This window comes from Massilia endophytica, assembly GCF_021165955.1.
GTDB lineage: Bacteria > Pseudomonadota > Gammaproteobacteria > Burkholderiales > Burkholderiaceae_D > Rugamonas > Rugamonas endophytica.
Window position 1 is genome coordinate 1,307,873 of sequence record NZ_CP088952.1, and the last position, 15,509, is coordinate 1,323,381.

The 15,509-nt window shown below is 63.7% G+C and carries 11 protein-coding genes; 3 read left to right on the forward strand and 8 right to left on the reverse strand.

All coding sequences use genetic code 11. The features are described from left to right. Positions 1 to 92: 92 nt before the first annotated feature. Positions 93 to 1,094 (forward strand): L-histidine N(alpha)-methyltransferase, encoded by a 1,002-nt coding sequence (egtD, locus tag LSQ66_RS06045; RefSeq protein ID WP_231768891.1) that lies wholly within the window; start codon positions 93 to 95, stop codon positions 1,092 to 1,094. Between the two features lie 5 nt (positions 1,095 to 1,099). After that, entirely contained in the window at positions 1,100 to 2,344 is a 1,245-nt protein-coding gene (gene egtB, locus LSQ66_RS06050) for an ergothioneine biosynthesis protein EgtB (RefSeq protein WP_231768892.1), read from the forward strand. On the opposite strand, the gene LSQ66_RS06055 is transcribed toward egtB, so the two are convergent. The 6 genes from LSQ66_RS06055 to senB form a co-directional block, all read right to left on the reverse strand. Continuing rightward, positions 2,341 to 5,544, reverse strand: a complete 3,204-nt coding sequence (locus LSQ66_RS06055) for a DUF4214 domain-containing protein (protein ID WP_231768893.1) — start codon at positions 5,542 to 5,544, stop codon at positions 2,341 to 2,343. The genes egtB and LSQ66_RS06055 overlap by 4 nt on opposite strands. 107 nt (positions 5,545 to 5,651) lie before the next feature. Continuing rightward, positions 5,652 to 7,343: a 2-isopropylmalate synthase gene (leuA, locus tag LSQ66_RS06060; RefSeq protein WP_231768894.1), complete on the reverse strand. Its 1,692-nt coding sequence runs from the start codon at positions 7,341 to 7,343 to the stop codon at positions 5,652 to 5,654. 370 nt (positions 7,344 to 7,713) lie between these two features. Next, positions 7,714 to 7,932 (reverse strand): hypothetical protein, encoded by a 219-nt coding sequence (locus LSQ66_RS06065; protein WP_231768895.1) that lies wholly within the window; start codon positions 7,930 to 7,932, stop codon positions 7,714 to 7,716. A gap of 35 nt (positions 7,933 to 7,967) precedes the next feature. Continuing rightward, positions 7,968 to 8,669: a hypothetical protein gene (locus LSQ66_RS06070; RefSeq protein WP_231768896.1), complete on the reverse strand. Its 702-nt coding sequence runs from the start codon at positions 8,667 to 8,669 to the stop codon at positions 7,968 to 7,970. Between the two features lie 74 nt (positions 8,670 to 8,743). After that, a complete protein-coding gene (selD, locus tag LSQ66_RS06075) occupies positions 8,744 to 9,793 on the reverse strand; it encodes a selenide, water dikinase SelD (RefSeq protein WP_231768897.1) in 1,050 nt (349 codons plus the stop codon). Positions 9,794 to 9,804: 11 nt separating this feature from the next. After that, positions 9,805 to 10,776, reverse strand: coding sequence for a selenoneine biosynthesis selenosugar synthase SenB (gene senB, locus LSQ66_RS06080; RefSeq protein WP_231768898.1), 972 nt, complete (start codon positions 10,774 to 10,776; stop codon positions 9,805 to 9,807). 36 nt (positions 10,777 to 10,812) lie between these two features. Here senB and senA point away from each other — a divergent pair, with 36 nt between their 5' ends. Next, on the forward strand, positions 10,813 to 12,018 hold the full coding sequence (senA, locus tag LSQ66_RS06085) for a selenoneine synthase SenA (RefSeq protein WP_231768899.1): 1,206 nt from the start codon (positions 10,813 to 10,815) through the stop codon (positions 12,016 to 12,018). A 4-nt stretch (positions 12,019 to 12,022) separates the two neighbouring features. Here the strand turns inward: senA and LSQ66_RS06090 are convergent, their stop codons facing one another. Together LSQ66_RS06090 and LSQ66_RS06095 are read right to left on the reverse strand one after the other, a co-directional pair. Further along, positions 12,023 to 14,065: a S9 family peptidase gene (locus LSQ66_RS06090; protein WP_231768900.1), complete on the reverse strand. Its 2,043-nt coding sequence runs from the start codon at positions 14,063 to 14,065 to the stop codon at positions 12,023 to 12,025. Positions 14,066 to 14,208: 143 nt separating this feature from the next. Continuing rightward, a complete protein-coding gene (locus LSQ66_RS06095; RefSeq protein WP_231768901.1) occupies positions 14,209 to 15,492 on the reverse strand; it encodes a Glu/Leu/Phe/Val family dehydrogenase in 1,284 nt (427 codons plus the stop codon). Between the last annotated feature and the right edge of the window lie 17 nt (positions 15,493 to 15,509).

Genomic DNA, 15,509 nt, shown 5'->3' on the forward strand with positions numbered 1-15,509 from the left:
TGTTGAGCGGCGCACGGAGCACCGCTGTGGGACCGAAAACCTGAAAACCAGTAATCAGATATGATAATAGCAAAAACGCTACTGGAGCCCCTATGCCCATGACCCGCAACGCGGCGATTCGCGTCATTTCGCCTGAGCCTACCGATCAGCCAATCGGCACCGCGCATGGCGATTTCGCCACCGTTGCCGAACTTACTGCGGGCCTGCTTGCAAGCAGGGCCAGCGTTTCGCCAAAATACCTGTACGACAGTCTCGGATCGAAGCTGTTCGAGGCCATCTGCGAATTGCCCGAGTATTATCCCACAAGGACGGAAGCGGCGATCTTCGCCCGCCATGGGGCCGAGATGGCCGAGTGCGTGGGCCGGCGCGGCACGCTCATCGACCTGGGGGCGGGCAATTGCGCCAAGGCCGCCAGCCTGTTTCCCTTGCTGGAACCGAAACAGTACGTTCCTATCGACATCTCGCGCGACTTCCTCAACGAGGCCGTGAGCCGCCTGCGCCAGCGCTTTCCCCAAATCCAGATGGAGGCCCTGGCCCTGGATCTCTCCGGCCGCTTCATGCTGCCCACGAGCGTGCGCAGCGAGGCGCGCACCTTCTTCTATCCCGGCTCCTCCATCGGCAACTTCGCGCCGCACCAGGCAATCGCCTTCCTGCGCCAGGTTCGGGAGAACTGCCCGGCCGACGGCGGCCTGCTGATCGGCGTGGATCTCATCAAGGACAGCGCCGTGCTGGATGCGGCTTATGACGACGCCATCGGCGTCACGGCCGCCTTCAACCTGAACATGCTGCGCCACCTGAACCACCTGCTGGGCGCGGACTTCGACGTGCGCCTATGGCAGCACGTGGCCTTCTTCAACACGGACGACAGCCGCATCGAAATGCACCTGGAAGCGCGCTGCGCGCACGCGGTGCGCTGGCAGGGCGGCGAGCGCCATTTCGCGCGCGGCGAACGCATCCACACCGAGGACAGCTACAAGTACACGCGCGATGGCTTCAGCGAGCTGCTGCGCGAGGCGGGCTTCGAAACCGATGCCGTGTGGACCGACGATGCGGGCTGGTTCGCCGTCTTCCATGCGCGTGCCTGCAACGCCTGACTGCCATGCACATGCACGATTCCGGCCTCTGGGCCGCACGTTTTCAGTCGGTACGCCAGCAGTCCCTGGCCATTGCCGCGCCGCTGTCGGACGAAGACTGCGGCGCGCAGTCCATGCCGGATGCGAGCCCCATCAAATGGCACCTGGCGCATACCACCTGGTTCTTCGAGACCTTTATCCTCGAACGCATGGAACAGGGCTTCAAACCTTTCCATCCCGCCTTCCGGGTGCTGTTCAACTCCTATTACAACGGCGTGGGCGACAAGCACCCGCGCCCCCAGCGCGGGTTGCTGACGCGGCCTTCGTTGGCGCAGGTGCGCGAGTACCGCGCCAATGTCGATGCGCGCATCGCCGCGCTGCTGGGCGGCCCGGCGGACGGCGCGGCGCGCGCCCAGCTCTGCGCCCTCGTCACCCTGGGGCTGGAACACGAGCAGCAGCACCAGGAGCTGATGCTCACGGATGTGAAGCACCTGCTGGCGCAGAACGCCATGCAGCCCGCTTATCTCGAAACGGCGCTGCCGCCCGCGCCCGCGGCCTCGCAACTGGTCTGGCTGCCCTATGAAGGCGGCATGGGCGAAATCGGATATGAGGGCGGCGGCTTCTGCTTCGACAACGAGCTGCCGCGCCATCCGCAGTACGTGGCGCCGTTCAGTCTTGCATCGCGGCTCGTGACGAACCGCGAGTACCGCGCCTTCATCGAGGACGGCGGCTACCGCAATCCCGCGCTCTGGCTGGCAGAGGGCTGGGACTGGATTCGCGCACAGGGCATTGAAGCGCCCCTGTACTGGCGGGGCGCGGAAGAATTTACGCTGATGGGCCAGCAGGCGCTGGACCCGGAGCGTCCCGTCACGCACATCTCCATGTACGAGGCGGACGCCTACGCCAACTGGGCGGGCGCGCGCCTGCCCACGGAAGCGGAGTGGGAGCTGGCGGCAAGGCGCGAACGCGGCGTTGCCACGGCGGCCGGGCTGCCGCATCCGGGTGAGCCGGTGTCGGGAGAAGAGGGCAGGCTGAAGCAGCTGTTCGGCCACTGCTGGCAATGGACCAGCAGCAGCTACGCGCCTTACCCCGGCTTCAAACCGGCGGAAGGCGCCATCGGGGAATACAACGGCAAGTTCATGGTGAACCAGTACGTGCTGCGCGGCTCGTCCTGCGCCACGCCCGCCGGACATGCGCGGGCGAGCTACCGCAACTTCTTCCCCTCCGGCGCGCGCTGGCAGTTCACGGGGATCCGCCTCGCGCGCTGCTAGCCGAACGGCGTGTAGTTGATGCCGTTCTGGATCGACCCGATGACCTGGGCCTGATTTTCTGCGCTCTCGCTGAAGGAGATGACCAGCTGTTCATAAGAGGTTGCACCGCTTTCCAGCTTGCCCATCCAGTGGTTGAATCCTGCGGCATCAGGCTCCCGGTGCAATGCATACTGATACAGCTTGGTCAGGATCGTTTTCGCGTCGGCAGCATCTCCATACAGCCTTGTGAACTCGGCCGACGTGATGAACGCGTTCGCAATGCTCTCCAGGCTTTGTCCATTTTCTTTTCGATACAACCAGAAGCCCATCCCGGCGAGATCAGGGGCACGGTTGAAAACAGCCTGATACAGCCGATAGATCTGGCCTGCGTTGCCATCGATGTCGAGCGCCACGCTCATGTCGGAGAACTGGACGCGCTCGACTCCGGTCAATTGATCAGTGCCCTCCGGCCCTTTCACGGTAAAGCCATTGGCAGAGCGCACGAGCGTCGTTGCGGCGCGATTGCCTTCGTAGATGGCCGTATCGAGGCCTTCTCCGCCGTTGAGCACGTCGTTGCCCCCCAGACCCTGCAGACGGTCATTGCCCGAGCCGCCGGAAAGACTGTTGTTCGCGGCGCTGCCGATGATCTGGTCGTTACCCTTGCCGCCGATGGCGTTCTCGATGCTGGTGCCATGGTTGATCGTGAGCTGGCCCGCGGCCGTGATTGCGGATTGCCGTGTGCCGAGATAGTCCCAGTTGCCGGCTGTCAGGTGCAGGAACAGGTCAAGTTCCTGGCCTGCGGCGCTGATGGTGTCGTTGCCTGCGCCATCCCAGATGAAATTGCTGTGGGTACTGTCCAGCAGGTAGGTATCATCCCCTGAACGGCTGCCCGCGCCGACCCCGTACAGGTACTGGAGGGCAGCGATATCGAGGTCGCCCAGATGGCCGAGCCCGATGGTGTGATCGCCAAGCACCGTTGCGCCAGCAGAGAGGTCCGCTTGCGGCAGCACGGCGCCGGTCCCCGACGGGCCATTCGCCAGCTTCAATCCCAGTGCGAAAGCCAGTTCCCGCAGCACCGTTTCGTAGTTGGCCTCCGCAGAGAGGTAGACATTGCTTCCTTTGCTGCCAGGCGGCGTGGCGGCGCCGCTGCCATCCTCAAGGTTGGCGCTTGGCCGGATTGTCAGCACATTGCTGGAGCCTCCTGTGGCAGCCAGCTTGATGCCGCTAACTTTGCTGAGTTCGCTCAACGCGAGCGCCACAAGCGCTTTCTGCTCCTCGGGCAAGACCGTGCCGTTATCGCCCTGTGGATACTGCACATAGACCGAAGGGGTGGCGCCAAAATAGCTGCGATAGCTGTCGCGGAGCTGCGCATTCGACTGGCCGGCAGCCTGCGGCAGCATGGCGTCGATCCAATATTGGCCATCGGCAGCACGCAGTGTCAGTTGGGTTGTAATGCCTGCCTCCAGTGGCCCGCCGTCGCCCTGAGCGCCCTTGTTGCCGTCGCTGAAGGTCCAGTCGACGGCAACAGTCCCGGTCTGGGAAAGTGTTGCGTGCTGATACGTGATCGACTGCAGTGTCTTGTTGATCAGCGCGGCAGTGGCATTCGTGTTGAAGTCGATCTTCAGCTTGCCATCGGCATTGGTAACACTGCCCACCGCCACGCCATCCACGTATGCCGTCCCATCCAGGAAGCGCAGCGCACCGCCGGTCCCAAAGAGGTCGGCAGTATTGGCGCCGCCGTGCCGAGCCAGGGTGACGCTCGCGCCCTCGTAGCGGCCCGTCAGGGCCAGGTCGGCATCGCTGACGGTCATCGATGGGGCAATGAATTGATCTGGATACGATTGGGCGATCACGGCAGTGCTGCCCGGCGCGGAGCTGGCGGAGCCAAAAGTCATGTCGGGACTGCCGTCCGGGTTAAGGCGCGCGACGCCTGCCGTAAAGGTGCCGTCCGCAAGTATCAGATCGCCCACGACGGTGATGCGTCCCGCGTGATCGATTAGCATGTCCTTCGCAATCGCGCGTGCGCCGGCGCCGAAATTCGTGGTCGCAATACCCTTGTTGCCGAAACTGGTATCCAGGCTGCCATTGGCTTTGAGTTTCGTGACGGCGAACTGGGGCGCGTAGCCTCCCAATGCTATCGTGTTCTTCGCGCTGGTGCCGCCGATGAATATGCCTCCATCCTCGGTGACTATTACGGAGGAAACGTCATTCGACACAAAGTCTGTACCAGATGGCGTCCAGGTGCCGCCATCGGGACGTACGCGCACGAACTGCATGCCGCCTGTCCCGAATGAAGTGTCGAGCGAGCCGTTCGCATTGAAGCGCATCACTGCCGTCTCCGACCAGGAGCTGAAATCCTTAAGCAGGAGCGGCGTTTTGCCAACCACGATGATCTTGCCGTCCGCCTGTATGGCTACTGCGCTGGCATAGGAGTCGCCGCCGTTGTAGTAAGGGGAAGGGAAGACCGGTTTGACAGCGCCGCCGGTGCCGAATCCGGTATCCAGGCTGCCATCGGCGCGGAAGCGGTAGACCACGAACTTGTCGATGCCGGAAGCATCGGGCTGGGCGCCAGCCACGACAATTTTGCCGTCCGACTGGATACTCATCGCCATCGGCTTGGCGTTGTGTGCGGCGCTGAGGATAACGCCGTTGCTGCCAAAGCTGGCGTCCGGGGTACCGTCGGGTAGCAGCCGTTGCAGCGCAACCTGATGCCGGTTCGTGGCTTCGCCGTTGCCGTCCAGCTCGCGCAGGTCCGCAAGAGTAAGAATCTTGCCGTCATCGAGCACCGTGATGTCCTGCACGCGGACTTGGCCTTTCAGCGTCGTCGTGGCTTCGCTGCTGCCTTGGGCAAAGCTCTCGTCGTAACTGCCGTCAGCGTTCAATCGCGCAACGAACAGCCGCGTTTCCAAGGCTGGGTATTGCACGGGCAAAGGCTGGTCGGCACCAGCGACGAGGTATCTGCCGTCAGCCAGCCGAACGACGCTACCGAACTCGAAAAAGGCCCCCGTGGGCGGTGCCGCGAAATCAGTGCCGTCCACGTCGAGAGTGGGCGCCAGCTTTCCATCGGCAGTAAGCTTGTAGAGGAAAACGCCCCCTACGCCGAAAACCGACCCGTCCGGGAGGATAGTCGCCTCTGCTATCCCCTTAGTATCGCCGCGGTCAAAGCCGTGTACGGAGCCAGTGCGGCTGTCGACGCTGATGATTGGGGCGCTATTTGCCATGCAGAGTAACTTTCATATCAATAGTTTCAATTTGGAAACATAATGATACAAGAAGTACACTGCTTTTTGGAAGCGGCAGGGACAAAATATCCCTGCCGGGGCTGCAGTCAGGCTGTGGCGTGTTCGGCCACTGCGGCTACGCGCTGGTGCAAATGGCGGTTCACCGCGCTCAATACCGCCTTGAACGAGGCCGTGACGATATTGCTGTCGATGCCCGCGCCGAACAGGGTGGGGCCGTTGTCCAGGCGCAGTTCCACGTAGCAGGCCGCCTTGGCGTTGGCGCCGTGGCCGATGGCGTGCTCGTGGTAGTCCATCAGCTTGATGTCCAGGCCCAGCGCGTCCACGAAGGCGTCGATGGGACCATTGCCGCCGCCTTGCAGCGACATCGGCGCCTGGCGGTGCAGCAGGGCGATATCGATCTGCACCGGCTCGTCGCTGCTGGTGTCTTCCACCATCTTGTGCGAGCCGTAGGCGTAAGGCGAAGTCTGCGCCAGGTATTCGCTTTCGAAGATGTCGTAGATGCCTTGCGAGGTGATTTCCAGGCCCGTCTGGTCGGCCACTTTCTGCACGGCGCGGCTGAACTCGATCTGCAGGCGGCGCGGCAGCACCAGGCCGTAGTCCTGTTCCAGCAGGTAGGCCATGCCGCCCTTGCCGGACTGGCTGTTCACGCGGATCACCGCATCGTAGCTGCGGCCAAGGTCGGCCGGGTCGATCGGCAGGTAGGGAATCTCCCAGATCGCGTTCGGCTGCTGCTTGGCGAAGCCCTTCTTGATCGCGTCCTGGTGCGAGCCGGAGAAGGCGGTGAAGACCAGGTCGCCCACATAGGGGTGGCGCGGATGCACGGGCAGCTGGTTGCATTCCTCGACCACCTTGCGCACGGAGTCGATATCGGAGAAATCCAGGCCGGGATGCACGCCCTGGGTGTACAGGTTCAGGGCGAGCGTCACCAGGTCCACGTTGCCGGTGCGTTCGCCGTTGCCGAACAGGCAGCCTTCCACGCGCTCGGCGCCCGCCATCACGGCCAGTTCGGCGGCGGCGATGCCGGTACCGCGGTCATTGTGCGGGTGCACGCTGATGATGATGGAGTCGCGGCGCTCCAGCTTGCGCGACATCCATTCGATCTGGTCCGCGTACACGTTCGGGGTGCTGCATTCCACCGTCGCGGGGAGGTTGATGATCATCTTCTTGTCCGGCGTCGGCTGCCAGATGGCGGAGACTGCGTCGCAGATATGCTTCGAGAAGTCCAGCTCCGTGGTGGAGAAGGATTCCGGCGTGTACTCGAAGGTCCAGTCGGTTTCCGGGTGCTGGGACAGCAGTTCCTTCACCAGCTTCGTGCCCGTGGTGGCGATACTGGTGATCTCCTCGCGCGACATGCCGAACACCACCTTGCGGAACACGGGGGCCACCGAGTTATACAAGTGCACCGTGGCCTGCTTGGCGCCGATGCAGGACTCCACCGTGCGGCGGATCAGCTCTTCGCGCGACTGGGTCAGCACGATGATGGTCACGTCGTCCGGGATGCGGTCCTCTTCGATCAGCTTGCGCACGAAGTCGAAGTCCGTCTGCGACGCGGAAGGGAAGCCCACCTCGATTTCCTTCAGGCCCACCTGGATCAGCAGTTCGAAGAAGCGCAGCTTCTTCTCCACGCTCATCGGCTCGATCAGGGCCTGGTTGCCGTCACGCAGGTCGGTACTCATCCAGATGGGCGGCTTGCTGATGGTGTTGTTCGGCCAGCGACGGTCGGTGAGTTGTACGGTGGGATAGGCGCGGTATTTCGCGGCAGGGTTCTGCAACATCATGGTGGACTCCTGAAGTCTTCAAAATTTTCGGAAATTCGGGCGGCGCGGAAGGAGCGCCGGATTGCGTGTGGCGAAGGGCTGCCTGATGGGCCACGGGCGCTAGACCAGGCAACCGGTCGCTAGCGATAGCGATAGGGCTTGAGTAAGCAGCAGGCGGGAAGCCGTCGTCAACATCGGTGCAATCTTTCCTGGATTTTGGGGACTTGGCCGGCTTGTGGCCGACGCAGGGTACTGCGGGTACAGCGGGAAAATCAGGCGCGTGCTAGTAGTGGCGCCTTGGATAGGGCGCTTAGCAGGAAAGCGGATAGGTGCAGATGCGAGAACATTACATCAATGTAAGGGAGCTCGTTTGGGCTTGTCAAGAGAAAAATTACATTGGTGGAATGCCGTTGCGGGCGCTGCGCTCGGCTTCCTCTGCGAAGCGGGCGCCCATGGCCATCTCCCGGTCCAGGTCCCCGCACATTTCCTCAAACAGATCGGCAGCAGCAAGGCAGTCCGCCTCATTGTCGGGATTGAAATACCGTCCAGAAATGTTGCCCATGACTTTGCAGAACACTTCCATAGAAACTGGCTCGACTTCGAAGTCCATGGCGTTCTCCCTAGGTTGATTCAGTATAAGCGCTTTCAGAACTGGCGCAAATGATCGAACTGGCATGAGAAGATCCTTGCGGCCGTGGGGCTCATGTAAAAATATTCTCCCACGTGCCACCGCCGGAGAGGAGAAATGGGGCCCGAGTCTGCGGACACGGCAGCCATCTGACACCTGATGCCGTAAAACTGGCGTAATGCTTCACCTCCAGAAGGATCGGCACGTAGCAGAAGGCCGTCGCTTTCGCCCCCAATGATGCCGTTTTGTATGGCAAGGTCTATCAGCGCGAGGGCAACTCCCTTCGGTTGTGTTAGGCGCTTGCGCCAGTAGAATTCCGGCGGTGCCGCACTCACATACCAGATCAGCGTCCTGGCTGCCTTCCGTGCCTGGAGGCGGCAATTGAAGCGCGGAACAAAGGCCATCATTCCAATTGGCAGCCCATTCATCAGTAAGGCACAGTCGCTGCTAAGAGCGTCTGGCTGTGCGCGAATGAGTTGCACTCGATTATGTGCGGTTGCGAAGGAATGAATTTGCTCCCAGCTCCAACCCACGTCCGCCCTAACGTAGGCATCGCTGCGCCCGGGCACATCGTGGTGGTAAAGGGTATCCACAATCGGTCGCACGTGCGCCTGCCAGTAAGCCCGATGGCTGGCCGACTGTGGGCAGATGTGAACAGGAGCGAAGCCGCCGCTGTTGCGGAGAGGTAGTCGCTTGATGGCGTTGGGATAGGCAGTCATGGCCGGTCCATTGTGGGCCGGCTGGGGAAAGTGGTGCGTGAGCTGGCGCAAACCAGCTCACGGCTTGGGATGGCTTACGCGGCGACCTGGACGCGGGCTTCGCCGGCGGCCATTTCGCCGATGACGGCGGCGTGGGTGAAGCCTTCGCGGGCGAAGAGGGCGAGCACTTCGTCCACGGCGGAAGGATCGCAGGAGACCAGCAGGCCGCCCGAGGTCTGGGGGTCGGTCAGCAGCGTGTGCTGTGTCGGCGTGACGTTCGGCGAGAGCTGCACGTCCTTGCCATAGGCTTCCCAGTTGCGGCCGGAGGCGCCGGTGAAGAAGCCGTCGTGCGCCAGCTGCTCGACGCCGGGCAGCAGGGGAATCTGCGACATGTTCAGGCGCGCCGTCAGGCCCGCGCCGCGCGCCAGTTCCAGCAGGTGGCCCAGCAGGCCGAAGCCGGTGACGTCGGTCAGCGCGTGCACGCCAGGCAGTTCGGACAGCGCCTTGCCAGGCTTATTCAGCTTGGTGGTGTTTTCGATCATCGCGGCATAGCCCTCGGCGCCCAGCACGTTCTTCTTCAGCGCGGCGGAGAGCACGCCAACGCCCAGCGGCTTGCCGAGAATGAGCACGTCGCCCGCCTTCGCGTCCGCATTGCGCTTCACCTTCGATGGATGCACGAGCCCCATCACCACCAGGCCGTAGATCGGCTCCACGGAATCGATGGTGTGGCCGCCGGCGATGGGAATGCCCGCCTCGGCGCAAATGGATTCGCCGCCCTTGATGATCTGGCCGATCGTTTCGATGGGCAGCTTGTTGACCGGCATGCCAACCAGGGCCAGCGCCATGATGGGCGTGCCGCCCATGGCGTAGACATCCGAGATCGCATTGGTGGCGGCGATGCGGCCGAAGTCGAAGGGATCGTCCACGATGGGCATGAAGAAGTCCGTCGTCGCGATCAGGGCCTGCTCCTCATTGAGCTTGTAGACGGCCGCGTCGTCGGCGGTCTCGATCCCCACCAGCAGCTCTTTCGGCACCGGGAAGCCGTTGGAATTCTTCAGGATTTCGGACAGCACGCCGGGCGCAATCTTGCAGCCGCAGCCGCCGCCATGGGAGAAGGAGGTGAGTTTGATAGCGTCGTTGCTCATATCGGTTGTTCTCAGTTGATGGCGGGCGAGCCGCGCCGGAAAATCAGATTATCCACCAGATCGAGCAGGGCTGCCTGCTCGGCCTCGGGGGCGAAGAGCGGAGCTCGGGCGGCGCACTGCCCGCGCAGGCGTTCCAGGAAGGCCGGGTCGGCGCCGATGCGGCCGATCAGTGCTGCCAGTGCAGCAGCGTCGCCGAGCGGGAAATAGCCTTCATAGTCTTCACCCAGCATCCCGCGGTTGCCGGAGATGTCGCTGGCCAGCACCGGCACACCGCTGGTCACCGCTTCGATGATGACGTTGGCGCCGCCTTCCATGCGCGAGCAGATTGCCATCGCGCGGCTGGTCCGCAGCTGCTGCCGGGCTTCGTCGTGCGGCACATTGCCCAGCCAGCGGTAGTTCGGCAGCCTGGCCTGCGCGGCGCGCGCTTCGGCGGCGAGGGCCTCGTCCAGCGCCCCGCCGATATGCAGCATCGGCACATCCGGCGCCAGCGCCGCGGCGCGCATGAAGGTCAGCGGGTCCTTCTCCTCGCGCAGGTGGCCAATCATCACAATAGCTGGTCCGGCATCGGGGGCTGGGGGGAGGGCGGGGGCGGACTGGTATATGACGTGCGCTTTCACCCGCAGCGCGGGAGGAAGCTCGGCCAGCCCCGCTTCCTGCAGAACCACCAGCGCATCCGCATGCTGCAGCGAGGCCTGGGCGCTGTTGTCGCAATGGATGTCGCGGTAGAGGTCCGTGCCGGTCAGTACCAGGATGGCGGGGCGGTCGGGATGCGCGGCACGGAAGGCTGCCAGCGGCGCGGCGGAGCGGCGGGCGTGCAGCGCGATCAGCAGGTCCGGAACCTCGTCGCCGGGCGCCCAACTGCCCGCAATGCGCACGCTGTGGCGGGCGGCCAGCATCTGTGCCCAGCGGCTGGCGGTATGCCAGTTGCCATTGTTGGCTTCCGCCGTCGCCGGACTGATGATACAAATTGTAGGCTTGTACACTGCTGTGTCACCCCTAAAAATGGCTACAATCGCTGCATGGCCACCAACAATGTCTCCTTCCGTACCGCGCGCACGCAGCAGCTGGCAGAAGCCCTGCAGGATGCGCGGCATTATACGCTCCGCCTGTTCGATTACTTCGCCGATGCGGGCCTGGACTCGCCCCTGCGCGTCCCTCAGCTGCGCATCGTGAATCCGCCTCTGTGGGAGCTGGGCCATACTGCGTGGTTCGCGGAGTGGTTCGTGCTGCGCGAAGCGGCGTCCAGCCATCCGGCCGATGCGGTGGGCAATTCGCTGCTGACCAAGGGAGATGACTGGTTCGATTCGAACACGGTGCCGCACCGGAACCGCTGGACGCTGGACCTGCCCAGCACCGGCGGCGTGAAGACCTACTGCCATGAAGTGCTGGACCGTGTACTGGACAAACTGTCGCGCGAGGCCAGCGTGGACGAGGCGCTCTATCCCTATCGCCTCGTGCTGGCCCATGAGGACATGCACGGCGAAGCCTTCCTCTACAGCCTGCAGACTCTGGGCCTGCAGGCGCCCATTCAGCTCACGCACGACGAGCAGGATTACAGCACGCCTTCCGAAATCGCCTTCCCCGGCGGAACGCTGCACCTGGGCAGTGCCGCCGACACGGGGGGCTTCATGTTCGACAACGAGAAGTTCGCGCATTCCTGCTACGTGCCGCCGTTCCGCATGGATTCCACGCTGGTGACGAATGCGCAGTTTGCGGACTTCATCGCGGACGGCGGCTACGATAACCGCCAGTTCTGGAGCCTGAGCGGGGCGGACTGGCTGATGCGCCAGGAACGCTCCGCACCGCGCTATTGGGAGCGTGACGGCAACCAGTGGCACACCATGCGTTTCGGCCAGCTCATGACGCTGGCCGCCCACGAGCCGGTGCGCCATATCACGCTGTACGAGGCCCAGGCCTATTGCGCCTGGGCGGGCAGGCGGCTGGCGACGGAGGCTGAATGGGAATATGCGGCGCTGTCAGGCCATCCGGCCTTCCGCTGGGGGCAGTTGTGGGAGTGGACGGCGTCGCCGTTCGAGCCGTATCCGGGCTTTTCGCCGGACCGCTACAGGGAGTATTCGCAGCCCTGGTTCGGAACCCACCAGGTGCTGCGGGGCGCTTCGTTTGCGACGCCGTCGCGCTTCGGCTCCGCGAAGTTCCGTAACTTCTTCATGCCGGAGCGCGACGACATTTTCTGCGGCTTCAGGACTTGCGCCTGGAACCGCTAGGAGATTACTTCTTCAGGTGCTGGTCCAGCCAGCCGATCACGGTGTGGTGCCACATGATCGAGTTGGCGGGCTTGAGGACCCAGTGGTTCTCGTCCGGGAACACCAGCAGCTTGCTCTCGATGCCGCGGCGCTGAAGCGCGGTGAAGGTGCCGAGGGCCTGCGCGGTGGGGATGCGGAAGTCCAGGTCGCCCTGCACGACGAGCATCGGCGTCTTCCATTTCGAAACGAAGTTCACCGGATTGAATTTCTCGTAGGCTTCGGCCTTGTCGAAGTAGGTGCCGCCGTTTTCCCATTCGGTAAACCACAGCTCCTCGGTGGAGTAGGCCATGCCGCGCTGGTCGAATACGCCGTCGTGGTTGACCAGGCACTTGAAGCCGTCGTTCCAGTTACCGGCGATCCAGTTCATCATGAAGCCGCCGTAGGAGGCGCCGAGTGCGCAGCTCCGCTCGCGGTCCAGCCATGGGAACTTCTGCGTGGCTGCGGCGAGGCCCTTCTGCAGGTCTTCCAGTGGCTTGCCGCCCCAGTCGCCGCTGATGGAATCGGTGAAGGCCTGGCCGTAGCCGGTGGAGCCGTGGAAGTCGATGAAGACGGTGGCATAGCCTGCGCCAGCGTACACCTGCGGATTCCAGCGGTAGCTCCAGGAATTGCCGAAGCTGCCCTGCGGGCCGCCGTGCACCAGGAAGGCCACCGGATACTTCTTGCCCGGTTCCGCATTCCAGGGCTTCATTACATGGCCGTATACGGTTTCGCCGTTTGCACCGGCGAAGGAGAACTGCTCGTACTCGCCCATGCGCACGTCCTTCAGGCGCTCGGCATTGAGCTGGGTGAGCTGCTCCTGCTTGCCGCCGTTCAGGCGGAAGACCTGCGCGCCGGAGCCCAGGCTGGCCTGCGCCATGACGATGGTGTCGCGCTTCATGTCGAAATCGGCGACATAGCCTTTCTCGGTCAGGGCGTTCACCTTGCCGCTGTTGACGTCGATGGAGAACAGGCGGTGCTGGCCGATGTCGTCGGCGGTGGCGAGGATGGCCTTGCCGTCAGGGCGCCAGCGCATGTCCGCAATCGAACGGTCCCACTGTTCGGCCACGACGCGTTTCTTGCCGGTGGCCAGGTCCAGCAGCACCAGGTGGAAGCGGTCGGCCTCGAAGCCGGGGCGCTTCATGGCCAGATAGGCGAGGGTTTTGCCGTCCGGGGAGAACTTCGGCTTGGTGTCCCAGGCCGGATTTTCCGCCGTCAGGTTGCGCGGCGCGGCGCCGCCTTCGGCGCTCACTTCATACAGGTCGAAGTTGGTAGACCAGGATTCGCTCTTGCCAGCAGCGCGTACGGAGAACACGATGCTCTTGCCGTCCGGGCTGAAACTGTACTCGCCCGCGTCGCCGAATGGCTTGGACGGCACGTCGCCGTCGATGCTGCCGCTCAGGCTCACCGGCATGGCGCCCACGCGGCCCTTGCTGTCGATGGGGGCGCTGTACAGCACATTGCGGCGGCCGTCGGCCCAGGTATCCCAGTGGCGCACGAACAGGCTGTCATACAGCTTGCCGCTGGCCTTGTTCTTCGTTTCGGTGCGCTTTTTGGTGCAGGCGAGATCGGGGCAGTCGCGGAAGACGGAGAAGGTCATGGCAACACGGTCGCCCTTGGGGGACACGTGGAAGCTTTCGATATCCACCGGCGTGTCGCTCACGCGCACTGCTTCGCCGCCGGACATCGGCAGGCGCCACAGCTGCGAGGAACCGGAACGGCCGGAGAGGAAGTAGATGGCGTCGCCGCTGGCCGACCATTCGGGATCGGTGGCGGAGGCGTCGTGCTGGGTGAGCTGTTGCGGAGCGGCCTTCGGATTGCGCAGGTCGATCATCCAGAGCTGGGTATTGCCCCGGTTTTTCTCCATATTGGTGGAGCGCACGGTGTAGACCAGGCGCGATGCATCGGGCGACAGGGCGACGGAACCTGCGCGGTCCATGCTTGCCAGGTCTTCGATAGTCAGTCCGCGCGGCGCGGCCATGGCGGTGCCGGCAGCCGCAAGGGCGCCCAGTACCAGCAGTCGTAGAGTCATTGGGTATCTCCGGTATATGAATTGGCTGGCCGGTTGTGCCGGCCAAGCGCGCATGATACCAAGCTTGAGACTGCTGCGGGGAATGCTACCGCGGAGTGGGAGGCAGAGGGGACGGACCCCGTACGGGGTCTGTCCCCTCTGTCTTAGGGGTACAGGCCGCGCACTTCGCGCGCCTGCAGCACGCGGGTGCAGGCGAGGATGAAGGTGGCGGTGCGCAGGGAGACTTTCTTCTCCTGCGACACGTCCCACACGGCGTTGAAGGCGTCCTGCATGATGCGGGTCAGGCGGGCGTTGATCTCGTCCTCGCTCCAGAAGAAGCTGGAGAAGTCCTGCACCCACTCGAAGTAGGACACGGTCACGCCGCCCGCGTTGGCCAGCACGTCCGGCACGATCAGGATGTCCTTGTCATTCAGGATGTCGTCCGCTTCCGGCGTGGTCGGGCCGTTGGCGCCTTCCAGGATAATCTTGGTGCGGATCTTCGGCGCGTTGGCGGCCGTGATCTGCTGTTCCAGCGCTGCCGGAATCAGGATGTCGGACTCGATGCCCCAGAAGGAATCGCGGTCCAGCGTCTGTTCCGCGCCAGGGAAGCCGGCCACGCCGCCCGCTTCGGCCACGTGCTTGTGCAGCAGGGCCACATCCAGGCCGCCCTGGTTCACCACCGTGCCGGTGTGATCCTGCACGGCGATGACTTTGGAGCCCGCTTCAGCGAACATGGTTGCGGCCACGCCGCCCACATTGCCGAACCCCTGCACGGCAACGCGTGCGCCGGCGATCGCCACGCCGCGCTTGGCGGCGGCTTCGCGGCCCACCACGAACACGCCGCGGCCGGTGGCTTCGCGGCGGCCCAGGGAGCCGCCCAGGGAAATCGGCTTGCCGGTCACCACGCCGGTGGAGAGGTTACCTTCGATCATGGCGTAGGAGTCCATCATCCAGGCCATCACCTGCTCGTTGGTGTTCACGTCCGGCGCCGGAATGTCCTTGGTCGGGCCGATGATCAGGCTGATCTCGCTGGTGTAGCGGCGGGTCAGGCGCTGCAGTTCGCCACGCGACAGGGTCTTCGGGTCGACGCGGATGCCGCCCTTGGCGCCGCCGTAAGGCACGTTTACCGCTGCGTTCTTCACCGTCATCCATGCGGAAAGGGCCATCACTTCGGACAGGGTCACGTCCTGGTGGAAGCGCACGCCGCCCTTGCCTGGACCGCGCGACATGTTGTGCTGTACGCGATAGCCTTCGAAGTGGGCGATGGTGCCGTCGTCGCGCTCGATCGGCACGTCAACGGTCAGGATGCGCTTCGGACGCTTCAGCGTTTCCACCCAGCGCGACAGGCTGCCGAGGTGAGGGGTGACGCGGTCGATTTGTTTCAGGTACTGGCCCCATGGTCCGAGATCGTCGGCGTTGAGGTAGGAAGGCAGTGCGTGGCTGGTCATTGTGTGACTCCTGATTC

What these genes read in the sequence shown, in the direction of transcription:
- egtD (WP_231768891.1), top strand. Translation starts at nt 93, where the DNA reads ATGCCCATGACCCGCAACGCGGCGATTCGCGTCATTTCGCCTGAGCCT.
- egtB (WP_231768892.1), top strand. Translation starts at nt 1,100, where the DNA reads ATGCACATGCACGATTCCGGCCTCTGGGCCGCACGTTTTCAGTCGGTA.
- LSQ66_RS06055 (WP_231768893.1), bottom strand. Translation starts at nt 5,544, where the DNA reads ATGGCAAATAGCGCCCCAATCATCAGCGTCGACAGCCGCACTGGCTCC.
- leuA (WP_231768894.1), bottom strand. Translation starts at nt 7,343, where the DNA reads ATGATGTTGCAGAACCCTGCCGCGAAATACCGCGCCTATCCCACCGTA.
- LSQ66_RS06065 (WP_231768895.1), bottom strand. Translation starts at nt 7,932, where the DNA reads ATGGACTTCGAAGTCGAGCCAGTTTCTATGGAAGTGTTCTGCAAAGTC.
- LSQ66_RS06070 (WP_231768896.1), bottom strand. Translation starts at nt 8,669, where the DNA reads ATGACTGCCTATCCCAACGCCATCAAGCGACTACCTCTCCGCAACAGC.
- selD (WP_231768897.1), bottom strand. Translation starts at nt 9,793, where the DNA reads ATGAGCAACGACGCTATCAAACTCACCTCCTTCTCCCATGGCGGCGGC.
- senA (WP_231768899.1), top strand. Translation starts at nt 10,813, where the DNA reads ATGGCCACCAACAATGTCTCCTTCCGTACCGCGCGCACGCAGCAGCTG.
- LSQ66_RS06090 (WP_231768900.1), bottom strand. Translation starts at nt 14,065, where the DNA reads ATGACTCTACGACTGCTGGTACTGGGCGCCCTTGCGGCTGCCGGCACC.
- LSQ66_RS06095 (WP_231768901.1), bottom strand. Translation starts at nt 15,492, where the DNA reads ATGACCAGCCACGCACTGCCTTCCTACCTCAACGCCGACGATCTCGGA.